Source organism: Mycobacterium sp. 1245852.3, assembly GCF_001669335.1.
GTDB lineage: Bacteria > Actinomycetota > Actinomycetes > Mycobacteriales > Mycobacteriaceae > Mycobacterium > Mycobacterium europaeum_A.
In genome coordinates, this window is the sequence record NZ_LZLL01000016.1 from 1 (window position 1) to 20,875 (window position 20,875).

At 70.0% G+C, this 20,875-nt stretch carries 17 protein-coding genes, 1 tRNA gene and 4 pseudogenes; 10 read left to right on the forward strand and 12 right to left on the reverse strand.

Going from position 1 to position 20,875, the window contains the following annotated elements; translation table 11 throughout:
- Positions 1–155 (reverse strand): annotated as a pseudogene (locus tag A9W96_RS29965) (D-alanyl-D-alanine carboxypeptidase); the annotation flags it as partial.
- On the opposite strand from A9W96_RS29965, the pseudogene dacB (A9W96_RS29970) reads away from it, so the two are divergent.
- Positions 151–954 (forward strand): annotated as a pseudogene (gene dacB / locus A9W96_RS29970) (D-alanyl-D-alanine carboxypeptidase/D-alanyl-D-alanine-endopeptidase); the annotation flags it as partial. The pseudogenes A9W96_RS29965 and dacB (A9W96_RS29970) sit on opposite strands and share 5 nt — an antisense overlap.
- A pseudogene (locus tag A9W96_RS29975) lies at positions 951–1,187 on the forward strand (zinc-dependent metalloprotease); the annotation flags it as partial. The pseudogenes dacB (A9W96_RS29970) and A9W96_RS29975, both read left to right, overlap by 4 nt.
- Here A9W96_RS29975 and dacB (A9W96_RS00540) read toward each other — a convergent pair.
- A pseudogene (dacB, locus tag A9W96_RS00540) lies at positions 1,176–2,228 on the reverse strand (D-alanyl-D-alanine carboxypeptidase/D-alanyl-D-alanine-endopeptidase); the annotation flags it as partial. The pseudogenes A9W96_RS29975 and dacB (A9W96_RS00540) sit on opposite strands and share 12 nt — an antisense overlap.
- A gap of 108 nt (positions 2,229–2,336) precedes the next feature.
- Between dacB (A9W96_RS00540) and A9W96_RS00545 the strand changes: the two are divergent.
- Positions 2,337–2,825, forward strand: coding sequence for an inorganic diphosphatase (locus A9W96_RS00545; RefSeq protein ID WP_066867566.1), 489 nt, complete (start codon positions 2,337–2,339; stop codon positions 2,823–2,825).
- Here A9W96_RS00545 and A9W96_RS00550 read toward each other — a convergent pair.
- On the reverse strand, positions 2,806–3,921 hold the full coding sequence (locus tag A9W96_RS00550) for a DUF475 domain-containing protein (RefSeq protein ID WP_067137323.1): 1,116 nt from the start codon (positions 3,919–3,921) through the stop codon (positions 2,806–2,808). The genes A9W96_RS00545 and A9W96_RS00550 overlap by 20 nt on opposite strands.
- 128 nt (positions 3,922–4,049) lie before the next feature.
- Here A9W96_RS00550 and A9W96_RS00555 point away from each other — a divergent pair, with 128 nt between their 5' ends.
- The 3 genes from A9W96_RS00555 to A9W96_RS00565 are packed head-to-tail and all read left to right on the forward strand — an operon-like array spanning position 4,050 to position 6,390.
- Positions 4,050–5,318, forward strand: coding sequence for a hypothetical protein (locus A9W96_RS00555; protein ID WP_066867572.1), 1,269 nt, complete (start codon positions 4,050–4,052; stop codon positions 5,316–5,318).
- A gap of 35 nt (positions 5,319–5,353) precedes the next feature.
- Positions 5,354–6,052, forward strand: a complete 699-nt coding sequence (locus tag A9W96_RS00560; RefSeq protein ID WP_066878063.1) for a glycosyltransferase family 2 protein — start codon at positions 5,354–5,356, stop codon at positions 6,050–6,052.
- Complete coding sequence (locus tag A9W96_RS00565) at positions 6,049–6,390, forward strand: DUF2304 domain-containing protein (protein WP_066867579.1); 342 nt, start codon at positions 6,049–6,051, stop codon at positions 6,388–6,390. The genes A9W96_RS00560 and A9W96_RS00565 overlap by 4 nt, the downstream gene beginning before the upstream one ends.
- Here the strand turns inward: A9W96_RS00565 and A9W96_RS00570 are convergent.
- Positions 6,387–7,331, reverse strand: a complete 945-nt coding sequence (locus A9W96_RS00570) for an NAD-dependent epimerase/dehydratase family protein (protein ID WP_156749032.1) — start codon at positions 7,329–7,331, stop codon at positions 6,387–6,389. The two genes, A9W96_RS00565 and A9W96_RS00570, sit on opposite strands and share 4 nt — an antisense overlap.
- Here A9W96_RS00570 and A9W96_RS00575 point away from each other — a divergent pair.
- Positions 7,297–9,114, forward strand: coding sequence for a hypothetical protein (locus A9W96_RS00575; RefSeq protein ID WP_156765058.1), 1,818 nt, complete (start codon positions 7,297–7,299; stop codon positions 9,112–9,114). The two genes, A9W96_RS00570 and A9W96_RS00575, sit on opposite strands and share 35 nt — an antisense overlap.
- A gap of 19 nt (positions 9,115–9,133) precedes the next feature.
- On the opposite strand, the gene A9W96_RS00580 is transcribed toward A9W96_RS00575, so the two are convergent.
- Positions 9,134–9,209: transfer RNA gene (locus A9W96_RS00580), tRNA-Thr, on the reverse strand.
- A 62-nt stretch (positions 9,210–9,271) separates the two neighbouring features.
- Entirely contained in the window at positions 9,272–10,495 is a 1,224-nt protein-coding gene (locus tag A9W96_RS00585; protein ID WP_066878065.1) for a DNA polymerase III subunit delta', read from the reverse strand.
- A 208-nt stretch (positions 10,496–10,703) separates the two neighbouring features.
- On the opposite strand from A9W96_RS00585, the gene A9W96_RS00590 reads away from it, so the two are divergent.
- Positions 10,704–12,278 carry an adenylate/guanylate cyclase domain-containing protein gene (locus A9W96_RS00590; protein WP_231998023.1) on the forward strand — a complete coding sequence of 525 codons (1,575 nt, stop codon included), beginning with the start codon at positions 10,704–10,706 and terminating at the stop codon, positions 12,276–12,278.
- 9 nt (positions 12,279–12,287) lie between these two features.
- On the opposite strand, the gene topA is transcribed toward A9W96_RS00590, so the two are convergent.
- From topA to cspA, 3 genes are all read right to left on the reverse strand, one after another.
- Positions 12,288–15,098 (reverse strand): type I DNA topoisomerase, encoded by a 2,811-nt coding sequence (gene topA / locus A9W96_RS00595; protein ID WP_066867589.1) that lies wholly within the window; start codon positions 15,096–15,098, stop codon positions 12,288–12,290.
- Between the two features lie 203 nt (positions 15,099–15,301).
- A complete protein-coding gene (locus A9W96_RS00600; RefSeq protein WP_067137325.1) occupies positions 15,302–15,901 on the reverse strand; it encodes a hypothetical protein in 600 nt (199 codons plus the stop codon).
- A gap of 168 nt (positions 15,902–16,069) precedes the next feature.
- A complete protein-coding gene (gene cspA / locus A9W96_RS00605; protein WP_007166602.1) occupies positions 16,070–16,273 on the reverse strand; it encodes a cold shock protein CspA in 204 nt (67 codons plus the stop codon).
- A 284-nt stretch (positions 16,274–16,557) separates the two neighbouring features.
- On the opposite strand from cspA, the gene A9W96_RS00610 reads away from it, so the two are divergent.
- Together A9W96_RS00610 and A9W96_RS00615 are read left to right on the forward strand one after the other, a co-directional pair.
- Entirely contained in the window at positions 16,558–18,909 is a 2,352-nt protein-coding gene (locus A9W96_RS00610; RefSeq protein WP_067137327.1) for a DEAD/DEAH box helicase, read from the forward strand.
- 71 nt (positions 18,910–18,980) lie between these two features.
- Positions 18,981–20,018: a PAS domain-containing protein gene (locus tag A9W96_RS00615; protein ID WP_066867597.1), complete on the forward strand. Its 1,038-nt coding sequence runs from the start codon at positions 18,981–18,983 to the stop codon at positions 20,016–20,018.
- On the opposite strand, the gene A9W96_RS00620 is transcribed toward A9W96_RS00615, so the two are convergent.
- The 3 genes from A9W96_RS00620 to A9W96_RS00630 are packed head-to-tail and all read right to left on the reverse strand — an operon-like array spanning position 20,015 to position 20,875.
- Complete coding sequence (locus tag A9W96_RS00620; protein ID WP_369829403.1) at positions 20,015–20,380, reverse strand: Rv3654c family TadE-like protein; 366 nt, start codon at positions 20,378–20,380, stop codon at positions 20,015–20,017. The genes A9W96_RS00615 and A9W96_RS00620 overlap by 4 nt on opposite strands.
- Positions 20,349–20,678 carry a TadE family type IV pilus minor pilin gene (locus A9W96_RS00625; RefSeq protein WP_197499355.1) on the reverse strand — a complete coding sequence of 110 codons (330 nt, stop codon included), beginning with the start codon at positions 20,676–20,678 and terminating at the stop codon, positions 20,349–20,351. Before A9W96_RS00625 ends, A9W96_RS00620 begins: the two co-directional genes overlap by 32 nt.
- The gene (locus A9W96_RS00630; RefSeq protein WP_066867734.1) at positions 20,675–20,875 is read right to left on the reverse strand and encodes a DUF4244 domain-containing protein; all 201 of its coding nucleotides are present in this window, start codon (positions 20,873–20,875) and stop codon (positions 20,675–20,677) included. The genes A9W96_RS00625 and A9W96_RS00630 overlap by 4 nt, the downstream gene beginning before the upstream one ends.

Sequence of the window (20,875 nt, forward strand, 5' to 3'; positions counted from 1 at the left end):
ATGTCGCCGTTGTCGACGTCGGCGAGGTCCCAACCCTGCGCCATCGTCGGCCCGCTGAACGCCGAGGTGTCCACCTGCACCGCGGTCGGCGTCACGCCGCTGCGCCGGATCTGCTCGACGAGGTCGCTGATCCGCGCCGATCCCCGGTACCAGGTGGACACCTCGGCGTTCAGCGGGCCGACGATGGCGCAGGGTTGGGACCTCGCCGACGTCGACAACGGCGACATCGCGCCGATCGAGTCGGTGATGATCGACGCCGGACGCATCCAGCCGAGCACGGTCAACTCGCGGCGGTCCCGCACCCCGGCCCTGGACGCCGGCCGGGAGCTGGCCAAGGCGCTGGGCCTGGACCCCAACGCGGTGACGATCGCCACCGCGCCGTCGGGAGCCCGGCAGCTGGCGGTGGTGCAGTCGGCGCCGCTGGTCCAGCGGCTGTCCGAGATGATGGACCACTCCGACAACGTGCTGGCCGAGAGCATCGCCCGCGAGGTGGCGGCTGCGATCAACCGGCCGCGCAGCTTCGCCGGCGCAGCCGACGCGGTGACCAACCGGCTGACCACCGCCCACGTCGACACCACGGGCGTGGTGCTGCTGGATTCCAGTGGACTCTCGGTCGACGACCGGTTGACGGCCAAGACGCTCGACGGCGTGCTGCAGGCGGCGGCCGGGCCCGACCAGCCGTCGCTGCGGGCGCTGCTGGACCTGCTCCCCATCGCCGCCGGTAGCGGGACGCTGGCCGATCGCTTCACCGACGCCTCCACGGCCCAGGGGCCGGCGGGCTGGCTGCGGGCCAAAACCGGCTCCCTGACCGGCATCAACGCGCTGGCCGGGGTGCTCACCGACCGCAGCGGCCGGGTGCTCACCTTCGCGTTCATCTCCAACAACGCCGGCCCGAACGGCCGCAACGTGATGGACGCGCTGGCGACCCGGCTGTGGTCCTGTGGGTGCTCATGACGCCGGCGTCGGAGCTGACGCTGGGCACCGCGGTCGACTGGCGATTCGCGGCCACGGTGGGTCGGCGGCTGGCCAGGCCCGGCCCGCCGTCCAGCGACTACACCCGCCGCCAGGTGATCGACGAACTCGCCACCTCGTCGGTCAAGGCCGAACCGTTGGTGCGTGACGTCACCGGCCTGATCACCGACGGCTTTGACAGGGGCCATGTGCCGGCCGCCCGCATCGTCGACCGAGAGTCCACTGGAATCCAGCAGCACCACGCCCGTGGTGTCGACGTGGGCGGTGGTCAGCCGGTTGGTCACCGCGTCGGCTGCGCCGGCGAAGCTGCGCGGCCGGTTGATCGCAGCCGCCACCTCGCGGGCGATGCTCTCGGCCAGCACGTTGTCGGAGTGGTCCATCATCTCGGACAGCCGCTGGACCAGCGGCGCCGACTGCACCACCGCCAGCTGCCGGGCTCCCGACGGCGCGGTGGCGATCGTCACCGCGTTGGGGTCCAGGCCCAGCGCCTTGGCCAGCTCCCGGCCGGCGTCCAGGGCCGGGGTGCGGGACCGCCGCGAGTTGACCGTGCTCGGCTGGATGCGTCCGGCGTCGATCATCACCGACTCGATCGGCGCGATGTCGCCGTTGTCGACGTCGGCGAGGTCCCAACCCTGCGCCATCGTCGGCCCGCTGAACGCCGAGGTGTCCACCTGCACCGCGGTCGGCGTCACGCCGCTGCGCCGGATCTGCTCGACGAGGTCGCTGATCCGCGCCGATCCCCGGTACCAGGTGGGCACGTCGGGCGGCGCCGCCGATAACGCCGGATCGCCCGCTCCCACCAGCACGACGGGGCCCTGGGCGTTCTGGCTGCCCGCCACCACCCGGGTGCTGATCCGCGCCTGGCGGTCCAGCGTCAGCAACGCCGCGGCCGCCGTGAGCACCTTATTGGTGGACGCGGGCACCAGCGGCAGGTCGTCGGCCACCTGCCACAGCTCTTTCCCGGTGATGGCGTCGGTGACCCGGCCGCCGAGGCGGCCCAGGTTGGGGTCGCCCGCCACCGGCGCCAGCATGGCGGCCACACCGGGTCCGCTGGGCAGCTCGGCGGTGTCGCTCACCGGGACCATGCCCGGCTTCACCGTCGGCGCGTGCGGCGGCGGGATCGGGGCATGCGCGCTGTTGGCGCCGTGCCCGGCCGTGGTGAAAAACGCTGCCGCCACCACGACGGCGACGACAAACGCCAGCACGCCCAACCCGATGAACACTGGGGTGGATTTTTGCCAGCGAGTACGGGCCATGACTCTCCTGACTGTCTGCGACCCATTCTGCCGAATCGGCGCCGATGCGCTCGACTAGGGTGTAGCAGAGCAAAATTGGCCTGCCTAATCAGACAAGGAGCCGACGCGGTGGAATTCGACGTGACCATCGAGATTCAAAAAGGCCAGCGGAACAAGTACGAGGTCGACCACGAGACCGGTCGGCTACGTCTGGACCGCTACCTCTACACCGCGATGGCCTACCCGACCGACTACGGCTTCATCGAGGACACCCTCGGCGAGGACGGCGACCCGTTGGACGCGATGGTGCTGCTGCCGCAGTCGGTGTTCCCCGGCGTGATCGTGGAGGCTCGCCCGGTGGGGATGTTCCGGATGACCGACGAAAAGGGCGGCGACGACAAGGTTTTGTGCGTGCCGGCCGGCGACCACCGCTGGGACCACATCCAGGACATCGGCGACGTTCCCGAGTTCGAGCTGGACGTGATCAAGCACTTCTTCGTGCACTATAAGGACCTGGAGCCGGGCAAGTTCGTCAAGGCCGCGGACTGGGTCGGCCGCGAGGACGCCGAGGCGGAGATCCAGCGCTCGATCGAGCGGTTCAAGGCCCAGGGGCACTGACGCGCGGAGGCGCGCACTGATCACGCTCGGCGCGGGCGACGCGCCGATTGCGCAGGATGCTCCAGCCCAGGGCGGCCGCGATGAAGACCACCCCGACCGAGCCGGTGATCGCCTCGGGGATCTCGAACCGCGGCTCGATCGAGGCCAGCATGATCACCGCCAGCGCCCCGATCGCCCAGTGCGCGCCGTGTTCCAGGTACACGTACCGGCCCAGCGCTTCCTGACGAACCAGGTAGATGGTGATCGACCGGACGAACATCGAGCCCACCAGGCCCAGCCCGAGCGCGATGACGACGGGGTCCGAGGTGATGGCGAACGCCCCGGTGACACCGTCGAATGAGAAGGCGGCGTCGAGGACTTCCAGGTAGAGGAACAGCGTGAGGCCGGCCCAGCCGGTCGCGGGGCTGGGGGCGGTGCCGGCCTCGGGGTCGGACGGCCGAAAGGCTCGGCTCAATCCGTTCACCACCAGGTAGGTCACCATGCCCAGCAGCCCGGCGGTCAGCACCGTCGCAGCCTCGTCCCCCGAGTGCGTCAGCCGCGTGCCCACCGTGACCAGCGCCAGTCCGGTGACCACCAGCGACACCTGCCCCAGCCGGCCGATGCGTGCGAACGGGATCTCAATCCATTTAAGCCACTTGAGGTCTCGGTCATAAAACAGGAAATCCAGGAACAGCATCAACAGGAAGATTCCGCCGAACGCCGCGATCTGCGGGTGAGCCGCGATGACGAGCTTTTCGTAGCTGGGCGACCCGTCCGCGAACTCCAGCGCGCCGTGCGGCGGTGGATGCAGCGCCAACGACATCGCCCGCACCGGATCCAGGCCAGCGGTCGCCCACACGATGAGCAGCGGGAAGAGCAGCCGCATGCCGAACACGGCGACGAGGATCCCGATGGTCAGGAACATCCGCTGCCAGAAGCGGCTCATCCGCTTCAGGATCGAGGCGTTGATGACCGCGTTGTCGAACGACAACGACACCTCGAGGGCGGCCAGCACCAGCAGCAGGTAAAGACCCTTGAAGCCGCCGTAGGCGTATCCGAGGCCGAGTGCCGCCGCGGTGACCAACAGCGAGACCCCGAAGGTGCGCAAAGCGGACATGGATCCTTTCCGGCCGCCGCCCACACTAGCCAACCGGATCGTCGCGGCCGGCGTCCACTGCGGGCCGCATAGAATTTTCAAATTGTGGCGAAAAATCGGGGCAGTCGGCCGAAAGCGCCGCCGCCCCGATGACCGAGATCAGCGCCTCGCAGGGGCCGGTGGCGCGCGGCAGCATGGCCAGGGTCGGCACCGCCACCGCCGTGACCGCGCTGTGCGGTTACGCGGTGATCTACCTGGCCGCTCGTGACCTGGCGCCGAGCGGCTTTTCGATATTCGGGGTGTTCTGGGGGGCGTTCGGGCTGGTCACCGGCGCCGCCAATGGCCTGCTGCAGGAGACCACCCGCGAGGTCCGCTCCACCCCCTATGTCAGCGACCTGGCCGCGCTGCCGGTGCCCGGCGAACCGCGCACCCACCCGATGCGGGTCGCCATGCTGGTGGGCGTGGCCGCGGCCGTCGTGATCGCCGGCAGTTCGCCGTTGTGGAGCGGGCGGGTGTTCGTCGAGGCGCGGCTGCTGTCGGTGGCGCTGCTGTCGGTCGGCCTGGCCGGATTCTGCGTGCACGCCACCCTGCTGGGCATGCTGGCCGGCACCAACCAGTGGACCCGCTACGGCGCGCTCATGGTGACCGACGCCGTCATCCGGGTGGCGGTGGCCGCGGCCACCGTGGCGCTCGGGTGGCGGTTGGTCGGCTTCCTGTGGGCGACGGTGGCGGGGGCGGTCGCCTGGCTGATCTTGCTGGTGGCCTCGCCGGCCACCAGGGCCACCGCCCGGCTGCTCACCCCGGGCGGGACGGCGACCTTCCTACGGGGCGCGGCACATTCGATCACCGCGGCCGGCGCCAGCGCCATCCTGGTGATGGGATTTCCGGTGCTGCTGAAGCTGACCAGCGCCGAGCTCGGCGCGCAGGGCGGGGTGATCATCCTGGCCGTCACGCTGACCCGCGCGCCGCTGCTGGTGCCGCTGACGGCCATGCAGGGCAACCTGATTGCGCATTTCGTCGACGAGCGCAGCGATCGGATTCGCGCGCTGCTCGCCCCGGCCGCGATCGTCGGGGCGATCGGCGCGGTCGGCGTGGCGGCCGCGGGCGTGCTGGGCCCCTGGCTGTTGCGGGTGGCCTTCGGGCCGCAGTACCACGCCAGCAGCGCGCTGCTGGCGTGGCTGACCGCGGCGGCGGTGGCGATCGCCATGCTGACGCTGACCGGGGCTGCAGCGGTGGCCGCCGCGCTGCACCGGGCCTACTCGCTGGGCTGGGTGAGCGCCACGGTCGCCTCGGGACTGCTGCTGTTGCTGCCGTTGTCCCTGCAGACCCGGACCGTGGTCGGGTTGCTGTGCGGCCCGGTGGTGGGCATCGGCGTCCATCTGGTGGCGCTGTCGCGCGCCGCGCGCTCTACCGGCTGATTCGGCCTGCACCAGCGTGTACCTTGTGGGCTTAGATGGGTACTGAAACGCATTATTCGGTCGTCTGGGTCGTCATTCCCGCCTTCAACGAAGCAGCTGTCATCGGCGAGGTGGTGGCCGATGTGCGCTCGGTATTCGACAACGTCGTCTGCGTGGACGACGGCAGCGCCGACGACACCGGTGAGATCGCCCGGCGGGCCGGGGCTCACCTGGTGCGCCACCCGATCAACCTCGGGCAGGGCGCGGCCATCCAGACCGGCGTGGAGTACGCCCGCAGGCAGCCGGGCGCCCAGATCTTCGCCACGTTCGATGCCGACGGCCAGCACCGCGTCAAGGACCTGGCGACCATGGTCGACCGGTTGCGCGCCGGGGATGTCGACGTCGTGATCGGCACCCGGTTCGGCACGCAGCAGGGGGCCCGGCCGCCGCTGGTGAAACGGATCGTGCTGCAGACCGCCGCGCGGCTGAGCCGGCGCGGCCGCCGACTTGGCCTGACCGACACCAACAACGGGCTGCGGGTGTTCAACAAGAAGGTCGCCGACGGGCTGGACATCACCATGAGCGGCATGAGCCACGCCAACGAATTCGTCATGCTGATCGACGAAAACCATTGGCGCGTCGCCGAAGAGCCGATCGAGGTGCTCTACACCGAGTACTCGAGGTCCAAGGGGCAGCCCCTGCTCAACGGTGTCAACATCATTTTCGACGGATTCCTGCGAGGGAGGACTCCATGAACTGGATTCAGGTGCTGCTGATCGGGTCGATCGTCGCGCTGCTGGTCTATCTGCTGCGCTCGCGGCGCAATTCGCGGTCAAAGGCCTGGGTGAAGGTCGGCTACGTGGTGTTCGTGCTGGGCGGCATCTATGCGGTGCTGCGCCCCGACGACACCACGGTGGTGGCCCAGTGGTTCGGGGTGCGCCGCGGCACCGACCTGATGCTCTACGCGCTGATCATGGCGTTCTGCTTCACCACGCTCAGCACGTACATGCGGTTCAAGGACTTGGAGCTGCGCTACGCGCGGCTGGCCCGTGCGGTGGCTCTGGAATCCGCGCAGGCTCCCGAAACGACCTAGCGGGCCTGCGCCCGGCGGAAGTACTCCACCGTGCGGGCCACCCCGTCGGACAGCTCGACCTTCGGCTTCCACCCCAAAACCTCTGCGGCAGAAGCGATGTCGAGGCAGGACCGCTTGAGGTCACCCAGCCGCGGCGGCGCGAACTCCGGGTCGTCGGGCGCCCCGACGGCGGCCGCCACCGCCGAATGCAGTTGGCGGTCTGAGGTTTCGATGCCGGTGCCGACGTTGAAGCGCTGCCCGCCGCCGGCGTCACCGGAGGCCTTGACGAAGGCGTCCACGACGTCGTCGACGAAGACGTAGTCGCGGGTGTTGCCGCCGTCGCCGAAAACCTTGGTGGGCTTGCCCGATAGCAGCGCCTGGGCGAAGATCGCCACCACCCCGGCCTCACCGTGCGGATCCTGGCGCGGCCCATAGACATTGGCCGGCGCGATGTGCGAGCAGTCCAGGCCGTACAGGTGCCGGAAGGTGTTCAGGTAGATCTCGCCCGCCACCTTGCCCGCGGCATACGGCGACGCCGGGTCGGTCGGCACGCTCTCGGGAGTCGGGTAGCGCGGCGGGATGCCGTAGATGGACCCGCCCGAGGAGGTGTGCACGATCTTGCGCACCTGCGCCCGGCGGGCGGCCTCGGCCAGGCGCACGGTGCCGATCACGTTGACCGACGCGTCGAACTGCGGGTCGGCCACCGAGTGCCGCACGTCGATCTGGGCCGCCAGGTGGAACACCACCTCCGGGCGGTGCTCGTCGAGGATTGCCTGCAGGTCGGCGGTCACGATGTCGGCCTCGACGAAGACGTGGGCCGGGTTGTCGGCCAGATGCTCGAGGTTGGTCGCGCGGCCCGAGGCGAAGTTGTCCAGCCCCACCACCGCATGACCGTCGGCTAACAGACGGTCGACTAGCGTCGAGCCGATGAATCCGGCTGCCCCGGTAACCAGTGCACGCACCGGCCCACCATACATAGCGGTCGTGGCGGTCGCGCTCATCGCGGTGCAGCTGGCCGTGCGCGCGGTGCTGGCCTTCGGCGGCTACTTCTACTGGGACGACCTGATCCTCATCGGCAAGGCCGGCGCCCACCACCTGCTGGCGCCCTCGTACCTGTTCGACGACCACGACGGGCACGTCATGCCCGGGGCATTTCTGCTCGCGGGCACCATCATCCGGCTCGCGCCACTGGACTGGACCTGGCCGGCGGTCAGCCTGCTGGTGCTGCAACTGCTGGCCTCGCTGGCGTTGTTGCGTGCGCTGCACGTCATCTTGGGCTGGCGGCCGGTGCTGCTGATCCCGTTGACGTTCGCGTTGTTCATCCCGTTGGCGGTGCCCGGCTTCGCGTGGTGGGCGGCCGCGCTGAATTCGTTGCCGATGCTGGCCGCGCTGGCCTGGGTGAGCGCCGACGCCGTCGCGCTGGTGCGCACCGGCAAACAGCGCTACGCGGTGACCGGCGTGCTGGTCTACCTCGGTGGCCTGTTGTTCTTCGAGAAGGCCGCGGTGATCCCGTTCGTCGCGTTCGCGGTGGCCACGCTGCTGGGCCACGTGACCGGCGATCGCAGCCTGGGATCGGCGGTGGCGACGGTGTGGCGGGCCGGCCTGCGATTGTGGATCGCCGCGCTGGCGCTCACCGCCGCCTGGATCACGCTCTATCTGGCCGTGGTCAATCAGCAGCGGTGGAGTTCGGACCTGTCGATGACGGGCCGGCTGCTGGCGCGGTCGATCACGCACGGCATCGTGCCGGGGCTGGCCGGCGGGCCGTGGCACTGGGACCGTTGGGCGCCCGCCTCGCCCTGGGCCACGCCCCCGCCGTCGGTGATGGCGCTGGGGTGGCTGGTGCTGGCCGCGACGCTGGCGGTGTCGCTGGTGCGCAAGGAGCGCATCGGGCCGGTGTGGGCAATCGCCGTCGGCTACGCCGTGGCCTGCCAGGTGCCGATCTATTTGATGCGGTCGTCGAAGCAAACCGCGCTCGAGCTGGCGCAGACGCTGCGCTACCTGCCCGATCTGGTCGTGGTGCTGGCGCTGCTGGCCGCGGTGGCGTTGTGCGCGCCCAACCGGCAGGCCGGGCCGCGCTGGCTCGACGCTTCACCGAAACGCGCCGCGGCGGTCGCGGTTTTGGCGGTGCTGTTCGTGGCCAGCAGCCTGTACTCGACGGCCACGTTCCTGACCAGCTGGCGCGACAACCCGGCCCAGCCCTATCTGCGCAACGCCCGGGCGTCGCTGGCCGCGGCCCACGCGGCCTCGGACGCGCCGCTGCTGGATCAGGAGGTCGACCCGTTCGTGTTGCAGCGGGTGGCCGCGCCGGAGAATCTGGCCAGCCACCTGTTCGCCCTGCTGCGGGACAGGCCCGAATTCGCGCCGGCCACAACACAATTGCGCATGTTCGACCCCTCGGGGCGGCTGATCAAGGCGCGGGTGACCTGGGTCCGGACCATCGCGCCCGGGCCGATGCCCCAGTGCGGCTACTTCGCCCAGCCGGACCGCCCGGCGCGCCTAGCCCTCGACGGCCCGCTGCTGCCCGCCGACTGGACGGTCGAACTGAACTACCTGGCCAACAGCGACGGCTCGATGACGTTGTCGATGACGCAGGGTCCCGAGGTCAAGGTGCCGGTGCATCCCGGACTCAACCGGGTCTTCGCGCGGCTGCCGGGCGCCGGCGACGCGATCACGGTGCGCGCCAACACGACCGCGCTGGCGTTGTGCATCGCATCGGGCCCGGTGGGGTTCGTCGCGCCGGCGTGAACGCGTCGGGTGAAAAAGATGGAGCCGCCTGGGGGAATCGAACCCCCGACCTATTCATTACGAGTGAATCGCTCTACCGACTGAGCTAAGGCGGCATACCCGCACGCCGGGCGGCACGAGTCTACGGCAGGCGGGCGGGCAGACCCAAGCCAGGCGGTTAGTCGCGCAGTTGCTGGCCGATGGTGGCGACCATGGCGTCGACGGCGAACTTGGGCTTGACGTTGATCGCCAGCGCCTCGCGGCACTCCAGCACCGCTTCGATGCAGCGCAGCAGCCGCGCGGGCGGGGCGTGGGCGGCCAGCGCGGCCACCCGCTCGGCCATGTCGGGGTGGTTGGCCCGCACCGCGGCTCCCCCTTGCAGGGCGGAGGCCATCAGCGCGTCGCGGAAGTAGGTCGCCAGGTCGATCAGCGCGCGGTCCAGCGCATCGCGCGAGGCCCGGGTCTGACGCGACTTCTGGCGTCGCTCAAGGTCCTTCATCGCCCCGGCCGCGCCGCGCATGGCGCCCGCGGTGCCCTTGCCGGTGCCGCCCGCGCCCAGGGCCGTGCGCAGCTCTTCGGTCTCGGCCTCGGCGCGGTCGGCGGTCAGCACAACGGCCTCGGCCTCGGCCGCCGCCACCAGCTCCTCGGCTGCGGCGTAGGCCCGCGACGGGGTCGCGGCGTCGCGCACCAGCGTCAACGACCGCTCCCGGCGCGCCCGGGCCTCGGGATCGGTGGCCAGCCGTCGCGCCCGGCCCACGTGCCCGCCGCTGACCGACGCCGCCCAGTTCGCCGTGTCGGGGGTCAGGCCGTCGCTGTCGACCAGCACCCGCGCGATCGCCTCGGCCGAGGGCGTCACCAGCGCCACATGGCGGCACCGGGAACGCAACGTGATCGCGATGTCCTCGGGATCCACCGACGGCGCGCACAGCAGGAACACCGTCGACGGCGGCGGTTCCTCGACCACCTTCAGCAGGGCGTTGGCGGCGCCCTCGGTCAGCCGGTCCGCATCTTCGATCACCACGATTTGCCAGTGCCCGGTGGCCGGGCGCCGCGACGCGATCTGCACGATCGCGCGCATCTCGTCGACGCCGATGGACAGGCCCTCGGGGATCACCCGCCGCACGTCGGCGTGGGTGCCGGCCATGGTCGTCGTGCACGCGTGGCAGCGCCCACAGCCCGGCTCGCCGTCGTCAGAGGCCGACGTGCATTGCAGGGCGGCCGCGAAGCACAGCGCCGCCACCGAGCGCCCGGAGCCCGGCGGGCCGGTGATCAGCCACGCGTGTGTCATAGTCCCGGCGCCAGACCCACTGTGGTCGGCGTCACCACGGGCGGCTCGGGCGGCGGCCAGCAGCTCGGCCGTCACCGCGTCCTGGCCTACCAGCCGCGTAAACACCCCGGACATCACCGGTAACAGTAGTGGCGGTGCCGACAGATACCGAACGGCCACCGTACCGCGACCATTCCGTTATCTTCGGCGCCGGTTGGGCATCGCGGGCGACCTGCCGAGATCGCTATTAAGTTTCCGAGACGTCGCCGCCGCCCGATACGGTGGGTAAGTGACTACGGCGGCGGCACTACCGGGGCGGATCAGCGCATTCGTCCGCTGGGTGATGCGCACGCCGTGGCCGCTGTTCTCGCTCAGCATGCTGCAGGCCGACATCATCGGCGCCCTGTTCGTGCTCGGCTTCCTGCGCTACGCGCTGCCGCCCGAGGACCGCATCCAGTTACAGGACCTGCCGGTGCTGAACGTGGCGATCTTCGCCACCGCGCTGGTCGTCGTGTTCCTCACCGGTTTGGCCGTCACGCTGCGGCTGCTGCTGCCCGTGTTCCGGTGGCAGCGCCGCGACAACATGCTCGCCGAGGCCGACCCGGCCGCCACTGAACTGGCCCGCAGCCGCGCGCTGCGAATGCCGTTCTACCGCACCCTGATCAGCATCGTGGCCTGGGCCATCGGCAGCGTGGTGTTCATCATCGCCAGCTGGTCGGTGGCGCGGTACGCCGCACCCGTGGTGGCGGTGGCCACCGGGCTGGGCGCCGCGGCCACCTCGATCATCGGCTACCTGCAGTCCGAACGGGTGCTGCGGCCCGTGGCGGTGGCCGCCCTGCGCAGCGGGGTGCCCGAAAACGTCAAGGCGCCCGGCGTCATCCTGCGCCAGATCCTGACGTGGATGCTGTCCACCGCCGTGCCGGTGCTGGCGATCGTGCTGGCGGTGGTGGCCGACAAGACCTCGCTGCTGCACGCCACACCGGAGAAGCTGTTCACCCCAATCCTGTTGCTGGCGGTGGCGGCGCTGGGCATCGGCGGAGTCAGCACGCTGCTGGTGGCCATGTCGATCGCCGACCCGCTGCGCCAGCTGCGCTGGGCGCTTTCCGAAGTGCAGCGCGGAAACTACAACGCGCACATGCAGATCTACGACGCCAGCGAGCTCGGCCTGCTGCAGGCGGGCTTCAACGACATGGTGCGCGACCTGTCCGAGCGGCAACGGCTGCGGGACCTGTTCGGCCGCTACGTCGGTGAGGACGTGGCCCGCCGGGCGCTGGAGCGCGGCACCGAGCTGGGCGGCCAGGAGCGCGACGTCGCGGTGCTGTTCGTCGACCTGGTCGGGTCCACCCAGCTGGCCTCCACCCGGCCACCCGCCGAGGTCGTCCACCTGCTCAACGAGTTCTTCCGGGTGGTGGTGGAAACCGTTGGCAAGCATGGCGGTTTCGTCAACAAGTTCCAGGGTGACGCCGCGCTGGCCATCTTCGGCGCGCCGATCGAACACCCCGACTCGCCCGGCGGAGCGCTGGCCGCGGCCCGGGAATTGCACGACGCGCTGCTGCCGGTGATCGGTTCGGCGGAGTTCGGCATCGGGGTGTCCTCCGGGCGGGCCATCGCCGGTCACATCGGCGCGCAGGCCCGCTTCGAGTACACGGTGATCGGCGACCCGGTCAACGAGGCCGCCCGGCTGACCGAACTGGCCAAGCTCGAGCCCGGCCACGTGCTCGCGTCGGCGATCGCGGTCAGCGGCGCGCTGGACGCCGAGGCCCTGTGCTGGGACGTCGGCGAGGTGGTCGAGCTGCGCGGCCGCCGCGCGCCCACCCAGCTGGCACGCCCGGTGCACCTGGCCGGAACGACCGACCCCGCGCCCACCCGGCCGCGGACCGAGGAGATGTCCGGCGAGGCCATCGGCCCGGGCTACTGAGAGCCGGGCTCAGCTGCGCTTGGCGGCCTTCTTCGCCGGCGCCTTCTTGGCCGGCGCCTTGCGGGTCGTCTTCTTGGCCGGACGCTTGGCCGGGCCACGAGCCCGGCGATCGGCCAGCAGTTCGGCGGCGCGCTCGTCGGTGATCGATGCCACGTCGTCACCCTTGCGCAGGCTGGCGTTGGTCTCACCGTCGGTGACGTACGGACCGAACCGGCCGTCCTTGATCACCATCGGCTTGCCCGTCGCCGGATCGGCGCCCAGCTCACGCAGCGGGGGCGCGGCGGCACCCTGTCGGCCGCGGCGCTTGGGCTCGGCGTAGATCTTCAGCGCTTCCTCGAGGGTGATGTCGAACATCTGCTCCTCGGTCGCCAGCGAGCGAGAATCGGTGCCGCGCTTGAGGTATGGGCCATACCGGCCGTTCTGCGCGGTGATCTCCTCGCCGGTGGCGGGGTCCACCCCGACCACGCGCGGCAGCGACAGCAGCCGCAGCGCGTCCTCGAGCGTGACCGTCTGCAGGTCCATCGTGCGCAGCAGCGAACCGGTGCGGGGCTTGGGGCCGGTCGGCTTCTTGCCCTTCTTGGCCGGCGCGGCGCTGCCGTCGTCGTCGGGCGGCGGCTCCGGCAGGACCTCGGAAACGTAAGGGCCGTACCGGCCGTCCTTGGCGACGATCTCGTGTCCGGTTTCCGGGTCCACCCCCAGCACGCGGCCCTCCTGCGGCGTGGCGAACAGCTGCTCGGCCACCTCCAGCGTGAGCTCGTCGGGGGTCAGCGAGTCGTTGAGGTTGGCCCGCTGCGGCTTGGGCTCGCCGTCATCACCGGTCACCATGCGTTCCAGGTAAGGCCCGTTCTTGCCCACCCGGACGTAGACCGGCCGGCCCTGTTCGTCATCAAATAGCCTGATGGAGTTGACTTCTCGGGCGTCGATGCCTTCCAGGTTGACGCCGACGAGCTTCTTCAGGCCGCCGGAGCGGGCCACCGAGTCGGCCACCCCGTGCTCGCCGCCGAAGTAGAAGTTGTTGAGCCAGTCGGTGCGTCGCTCCTGCCCCGAGGCGATCGCGTCGAGCTCGTCTTCCATCGCCGCGGTGAAGTCGTAATCGACCAGGCGGCCGAAATGCTGTTCCAGCAAACCGGTTACGGCGAACGCCACCCAGGACGGCACCAGGGCGCTGCCCTTCTTGTGCACGTAGCCGCGGTCCTGGATGGTCTTGATGATCGACGAGTACGTCGACGGGCGGCCGATGCCCAGCTCTTCGAGCGCCTTGACCAGTGACGCCTCGGTGTAACGCGCCGGGGGATTGGTGGCGTGGCCGTCGGGGGTGAGTTCGATGGCGTCCAACCGCTGGCCCTTGGTCAGCTGCGGCAGCCGGCTCTCGGCGTCGTCGGCCTCGCCGCCGGCCAATTCGTCCACCGTCTCCACATAGGCCTTCAGGAAACCCGCGAAGGTGATGGTGCGACCGCTGGCCGAGAACGTGACGTCGCGGCCCGCCGACTGACCGTTGATCCGCAGGCTCAGCGTGGTGCCGCGGGCGTCGGCCATCTGCGAGGCCACCGTGCGCTGCCAAATCAGCTCGTAGATGCGGAATTCGTCGCCATCGAGCTCGCGGCGCACCGCGTCCGGGGTCGCGAAGGTCTCGCCCGCGGGGCGGATCGCCTCGTGCGCCTCCTGGGCGTTCTTGACCTTGCGCGTGTACTGCCGCGGCGACGGGGACACGTATTCCGCGCCGTAGAGCTGGCGGGCCTGCGTGCGGGCGGCGTTGATCGCGGACTCCGACAGCGTGGTGGAGTCGGTACGCATATAGGTGATGTAGCCGTTTTCGTAGAGCCGCTGGGCGATGCTCATGGTGCGCTCGGAGGAGAACCGCAACTTGCGGCCGGCCTCCTGCTGCAGCGTCGAGGTCATGAACGGCGCGTAGGGGCGCCGCGTGTAGGGCTTCTCCTCCACCGATGCGACGGACAACTGCGCCCCGCGCAGGCCCGCGGCCAGCTGCGTGGCGCTCGCCTCGTCGAGAACGGTCACCTCGTCGGCCTTGCGCAGCTGACCCAGCGAGTCGAAGTCGCGGCCGGAGGCCACGCGCAGGCCGTCGACGCCGGTCAGGCGGGCGGTGAAGGTGGGCGGCGAGGCCTGCGGGTCGGACACGCTCGCGTCCAGCTGGGCCACGATGTCCCAGTAGGAGGCGCTGCGGAACGCCATGCGGTCGCGTTCGCGCTGCACGATGATCCGGGTGGCCACCGACTGGACCCGGCCCGCCGACAGCTTGGGCGCGACCTTCTTCCACAGCACGGGGCTGACCTCGTAGCCGTACAGCCGGTCCAGGATGCGCCGGGTTTCCTGCGCGTCGACCAGATCGATGTCCAGGTCGCGCGGGTTTTCGGCGGCCTCGAGGATGGCCGGCTCGGTGATCTCGTGGAACACCATCCGCTTGACCGGGATGTTCGGCTTGAGGGTTTCCAGCAGGTGCCAGGCGATGGCTTCGCCCTCGCGGTCACCATCCGTGGCCAGGTAGAGCTCGTCGACCTCCTTGAGCAGGCCCTTGAGTTCGGTGACCGTGCTCTTCTTCTCGGGGCTGATGATGTACAGCGGTTCGAAGTCCGCGTCGACGTTGACCCCGAGGCGGGCCCAGGGCTCCGACTTGAACTTCGCCGGCACGTCGGCGGCGGCCCGGGGCAGGTCGCGGATGTGGCCGCGCGAGGACTCGACGATGTACCTGGAGCCCAGGTAGCCGGCCAGTTTGCGCGCCTTGGTGGGCGACTCGACAATCACGAGTCGCCGGCGGCTGCCATTCCCGCCGCTACTGGTGTCCTTTAGTTTCGGGTCAGCCAACTGCCCTTACGCTCCATCCGTGATTGGTCCCCCCTGCGAGACCACCTGCAGGAAGAATGACAGGTCGGCATCGAAAATTCCGGTGAAATTCAGGTACGCGACCGTTCCTTCGCCCTGCGGCACCTGACAATTTCGCACCCTTGGGCGGGCCTGCGCAAACTGACCTTCGCGAAAACGGCGGAATTTCGGCCGCCATCCGCCGGCTAGACGCGCGGCCAGCGGGCGGACGCGTCGGCGCCGTCGGGCGGTTCCCCCACGTTTTCTACCAGGCGCGATAGCCTACGGCGTCCGCTGATCCGCAACGCCGGGCGCCCGCCGCGGGTGCCGATCAGGGTGGGCGCGATCCCCACGCGCATCAACGCCGACGCCAGCGGCGAGTGCGTGTCCGGCGCGTGCGGGTCCAATGCCAGCAGGTAATGCTCGCCCTCCGGGTTTCCGGCCGCCAGCGTCCACGCCCGCAGCTCGCGCGGGCCGGGCAGCCAGCGCGGCGGCACGGTCTTGACCGCCCCGCGCGTCCATTTGGCGGCCAGCGTGCTCAGCGAGGGGTCCACGGCGGTGCGTACCAACGGGGTGTCCTCGTCGGTACGGCCGATCTCGGCGACCAGGCCCGCCTCCCGGATCATCTCGGCCAGCGCCGAGGCCCGCCAGGGCTGGTCCACGACCACCGACAGCCGAGCACCCGCAACGGCGTTTTCACCGGTAGCACCGACGGTGACGATCTGCCCGGACGCCGCCAGCACACCGGAAAGATCGGCGACCGCAGGCGGCACCGACTCCGCTGTAAAGAAGGAAAGCTGGCTCACGCCACCGACAGTAGGCCAGGGGGCCCGCCCGCGTCTTGAGGCAACCGGCGCGCCGCGGGGCGTCGACGGGCATGCACGCCTGGTTGCCGCAGTAAAAGAGGAAACCCCCCGGCTGAACCCGCTTTGGGCGGGTCTGCACGGGGGGTATCCGTTCAGGTCTGCTCTCGTTTAGACGGAGCGGACTCCGGTGGCCTGGGGGCCCTTAGGGCTATGGCCGATCTCGAACTCGACCTTCTGGTTCTCTTCGAGGGTGCGGAAGCCCGAACCCTGGATCTCCGTGTAGTGGACAAACACATCCGCGGAACCGTCTTCAGGGGCGATGAACCCGAAGCCCTTCTCCGCATTGAACCACTTCACAGTTCCCTGTGGCATCTCTCGATCTTTCCTTTTCTTCTGGGTGCGGGGCATCGCTTTTCGATGCCCCGGGCCTGGTACGACCGCCATACCTCGCTGAGTCGCCGGAACTTCACCCGACCGATTAACCTCGCAGGAACCGCGGCCGCAACGTCGATCCTGCGAAAGTTTGACACGAACACAGAAGCTGCGACCGCAAATAGTCAACCATGTTCATCGCGTCGGCGACAGACTTGTGTCATCCGCCGATTCGAAGGCCGATTCGCAGGCCGATTTCACAATCGGATCCCGGAGGAAGTGAGATGGCGAGTTTCGGCAGCGACCTGCTGGCCGCCGCACTCGCCGGAACCGCGGCCGACGAACATCCGCTGCGTCACGTCGCCGAACTGCCGGCGCGCAGCGGCCGGCCGCACGATTGGCCGGACTGGGCCGAGTCCGACGTCATCGGCGCGTTCGCCGAGCGCGGGATCAAATCACCGTGGTCGCATCAGTTCGCGGCCGCCGACCTGGCGTACTCGGGCCGTCATGTCGTGCTCAGCACCGGTACCGCCTCGGGAAAGTCACTGGCCTACCAGCTTCCGGTGCTCAACGCGCTGGCGACCGATCCGCGCGCCCGGGTGCTCTACCTGTCACCGACAAAAGCGTTGGGCCACGACCAATTGCGCGCCGCGCACGCGCTGACGGCGGCGGTTCCACGGTTGCACGATCCCGGTTTCGGGGTCGCCCCCACCGCGTACGACGGTGACAGCCCGACGGAGGTCCGCCGCTTCGCGCGGGAACGCTCGCGGTGGTTGTTCTCCAACCCCGACATGATCCACTTGTCGATCTTGCGCAACCACGCCCGCTGGGCCGTCCTGCTGCGTGGCCTGCGGTTCGTGGTGGTCGACGAATGCCATTACTACCGTGGGGTATTCGGCTCGAACGTGGCGATGGTGCTGCGCCGCCTGCTGCGGTTGTGTGCCCGCTATTCGTCGTCACCGACGGTGATCTTCGCCAGCGCCACAACGGATTCGCCGGGCGCGACGGCCGCCGAGCTGATCGGGCTGCCGGTCGAGGAGGTCACCGAGGACGGGTCACCGCAGGGCGCCAGGACCGTGGCGTTGTGGGAGCCCGCGCTGCGGGCCGACCTGACCGGCGAGAACGGGGCGCCGGTGCGGCGGTCCGCCGGTGCCGAGGCGGCGCGGGTGATGGCCGACCTGATCGCCGAGGGCGCTCAGACGCTGACGTTCGTGCGGTCCCGCCGCGCAGCGGAACTGACCGCGCTCGGCGCGCAGGCGAGGCTGGATGACATCGCTCCGGAGCTGTCCCGCACGGTCGCTTCGTATCGGGCCGGCTACCTTGCCGAGGACCGCACCGCGCTGGAGCGCGCGCTGGCCGAGGGCCGGCTGCGGGGCCTGGCCACCACCAACGCGCTGGAGCTGGGCGTGGACATCGCCGGCCTAGATGCGGTGGTGCTGGCCGGTTTCCCCGGCACGGTCGCCTCGTTCTGGCAGCAGGCCGGCCGGTCCGGGCGGCGCGGCCAGGGCGCGCTGGTGGTGCTCGTCGCCCGGGACGATCCGCTGGATACCTATCTGGTGCACAACCCCGCGGCGCTGCTGGACAAGCCGGTCGAACGGGTCGTGATCGACCCGGGCAATCCGTACATCCTGGGTCCGCAGCTGCTGTGCGCGGCAACCGAACTGCCGCTGGACGAGGCCGAGGTGCGCACCCTCGGCGCCACCGAGGTGGCCGACGGCCTGGTCGATGACGGGCTGCTGCGCCGGCGCAGCGGAAAGTACTTTCCGGTGCCCGGCCTGGAACCTCATGGCGCGGTGGACATCCGGGGCTCGGCGGGCGGTCAGATCGTCATCTTGGAGGCGGACACCGGAAGGTTGCTGGGCAGCGCCGACACGGGTCGGGCGCCGGCCACCGTCCACCCCGGCGCGGTGTACCTGCACCAGGGCGACAGCTACGTGGTCGACTCGCTGGACACCGAGGAAGGCATCGCGTTCGTGCACGCCGAGGACCCCGGTTACGCGACGTACGCACGGGAGATCACCGACATCGCCGTCACCGGCGCCGGCGAGCGCCTGACGTACGGGCCGGTCACCCTGGGCCTGGTGCCGGTGCGCGTCACCCACCAGGTGGTGGGGTACCTGCGCCGCCGGCTCTCCGGGGAGGTGATCGACTTCATCGAACTCGACATGCCGGAGCACACCTTGGCCACCATGGCGGCGATGTACACCATCACCGAAAATGCGTTGCAGCGCAACGGTATTGAGGCGATCCGGATCCCGGGCGCCTTGCACGCCGCCGAACACGCGGCGATCGGGTTGCTGCCGCTGGTGGCCAGTTGCGATCGCGGCGACATCGGCGGCCTGTCCACGGCCGTCGGGCCCGATCCCCTTGGCCTGCCCAGCGTCTTCGTCTACGACGGCTATCCCGGCGGCGCGGGTTTCGCCGAACGGGGCTTTCGCCAGGCCCGCACCTGGCTGGGCGCAACGGCCACCGCCATCGAGGCGTGCGAGTGCCCCAGGGGATGCCCGTCGTGTGTGCAGTCCCCCAAGTGCGGCAACGGCAACGACCCCCTCGACAAGGCGGGCGCGGTGCTGGTGCTGAAGCTGGTTCTCGCGGAACTGGCGCGGGGGCCACGGAAGGGCGAGCCCGGCGGGTGACGACCGCCCCCGGGTGATGTGGCGAAGCCCGCACTCCCACTGATCCATGCCCTCACCGTAAAATCGGCCGCATGGCCCACGACTGGTTGCTCGTGGAGACACTCGGGGGTGATCCCACCGTTGTGGCGCAGGGCCGCCAACTCAAGAATCTCGTCCCCATCACCACGTTCCTGCGCCGAAGTCCCTATCTGGCCGCGGTGCGCACCGCGATCGCGGAGTCGGTGCAGACCGGCCAGGCGCTGACCAGCATCACGCCCAAGCGAGACCGCATCATTCGCACCGAACCGGTGGTGATGTCGGACGGATTCATCCACGGCGTGCATGTCTGGACCGGCCCCGCCGACGCCGAACCACCCGAGCGGCCGGTCCCGGGGCCGTTGAAATGGGACCTGACGCTCGGCGTGGCCACCGATACCCGCGAATCGCTGATCAACAGCGGCAAGAACCCCGAGGTCGAGGTCACCTTCGGCAGGGCGTTCGCCGAGGACCTGCCGTCGCGGGAACTCAACCCGAACGAAACCAAAGTCCTGGCCATGGCGGTCAAAGCCAAGCCGGACCAAACCCTGTGCAGCACCTGGGATCTCACCGACTGGCGGGGAGAGTCGATCCGGATCGGTTTTGTCGCGCGCACGGTTTTGGAACCGGGGCCCGACGGCCGGGAGCATTTGGTGGCGAGGGCCATTAACTGGCAATCCGAACTCAAGGGCCCGGAGGTGTCGACCGACGATCTCGCGCAGCGAATCCTCAGCGGCCTGGCCCAGGCCGGGGTGCACCGCGCGCTGATCGACCTCAACACCTGGTCGCTGCTGAAATGGCTCGACGAGCCCTGCACCTTCTACGACTGGCGCAGCAGCGAGACGGGCAAGCCCCGGGTGCACCCCGACGACCAGGACCTGATGTCCACCATGACAAGGGAATTCAGCGGCGGTGCCACCAGCCGGGTGTTGCGGATGCCCGGGCACGACGGGGATTGGGTGCCGGTGCACGTCACCGTCAACCGGGTGGAACTGGAGCCGGATACCTACGCCGGACTGGTCTCCCTGCGCCTGCCCACCGACGACGAGCTGGCCTCCGCGGGATTGTCGCCGACGCCGGACGCCGCGCCCTAGTCGGATCCCCCGGCCGCGGGCCCCGCCCGTGCGGCGGCCTTTGCCGCGCCGCCGAGCGCGACCGCCACCCGCGCAGTGACGACGACATCGAGACCGTCGACCACACAGCCGATGTCGTCGACTCGCATCCGGTGGGCCAGCACGGTGGCGCCCGCGCACGCCGTGTCCGCTCCCGAGCTCAGCCTTGCCGCCGCGGCCAAGGCGGCCAGGTCGGCCACCGCCTGCGCGCGGTGGCGGGCCACCACCGCCGAGCCCAGGTACACACCCGCGCCGGTCGCCGTCAGCAACACCACGATCATCCAGGCCGCGACCAGCGTGGCCGAGCCTCGATCACCGCGACGGCTCGGCCGCCGAGACCGCACTGGCCGCAATGTCGATGGCGGGCAACACCTTCGAATGCGCGACGACCGTGACCACCAGGAATTTCCCGTCGCGCCGCAGGTCCACTCGCGCACCGGCCGGCGCGAGCCGACGAGCGGCAGCCGCGGCGGAGCGTTCGTCGCCGCGGGCCGCCAACCGGGCGGTCTCGCGGGCGGCGTCGATGCAACGAACCTGCATCGACACCGCGGTGACACCGGCCAGGCACAGCACCAGCACCACAACCAGGGCGGCGATGCCCAGTGCCGCCTCGACCGTGCTGGCACCGGCACTTCCGGTCAGACCTTGGTATTGAGCGCGCGACCGATGATGTTGGTCAGCGCCGAGACGATGGAATCGCCGGTGACGACGGTGTACAGCACGGCGCCGAACGCGGCCGCCGCGATGGTGCCGATGGCGTATTCCACCGTCGACATGCCCGACTCGTCGGCGGCCAGCACGGCCAGCCGAGCGGAGATTTCGCGAAACAGGTTGAGTAT

Bases quoted from the DNA above. Each gene is read 5' to 3' on its own strand.
- A9W96_RS00615 (WP_066867597.1), top strand. From the start codon at position 18,981: ATGGCCCACGACTGGTTGCTCGTGGAGACACTCGGGGGTGATCCCACC.
- cspA (WP_007166602.1), bottom strand. From the start codon at position 16,273: ATGCCACAGGGAACTGTGAAGTGGTTCAATGCGGAGAAGGGCTTCGGG.
- A9W96_RS00560 (WP_066878063.1), top strand. From the start codon at position 5,354: ATGGGTACTGAAACGCATTATTCGGTCGTCTGGGTCGTCATTCCCGCC.
- A9W96_RS00555 (WP_066867572.1), top strand. From the start codon at position 4,050: ATGACCGAGATCAGCGCCTCGCAGGGGCCGGTGGCGCGCGGCAGCATG.
- A9W96_RS00565 (WP_066867579.1), top strand. From the start codon at position 6,049: ATGAACTGGATTCAGGTGCTGCTGATCGGGTCGATCGTCGCGCTGCTG.
- A9W96_RS00610 (WP_067137327.1), top strand. From the start codon at position 16,558: ATGGCGAGTTTCGGCAGCGACCTGCTGGCCGCCGCACTCGCCGGAACC.
- A9W96_RS00585 (WP_066878065.1), bottom strand. From the start codon at position 10,495: ATGTCCGGGGTGTTTACGCGGCTGGTAGGCCAGGACGCGGTGACGGCC.
- A9W96_RS00550 (WP_067137323.1), bottom strand. From the start codon at position 3,921: ATGTCCGCTTTGCGCACCTTCGGGGTCTCGCTGTTGGTCACCGCGGCG.
- A9W96_RS00590 (WP_231998023.1), top strand. From the start codon at position 10,704: ATGCGCACGCCGTGGCCGCTGTTCTCGCTCAGCATGCTGCAGGCCGAC.
- A9W96_RS00575 (WP_156765058.1), top strand. From the start codon at position 7,297: ATGAATCCGGCTGCCCCGGTAACCAGTGCACGCACCGGCCCACCATAC.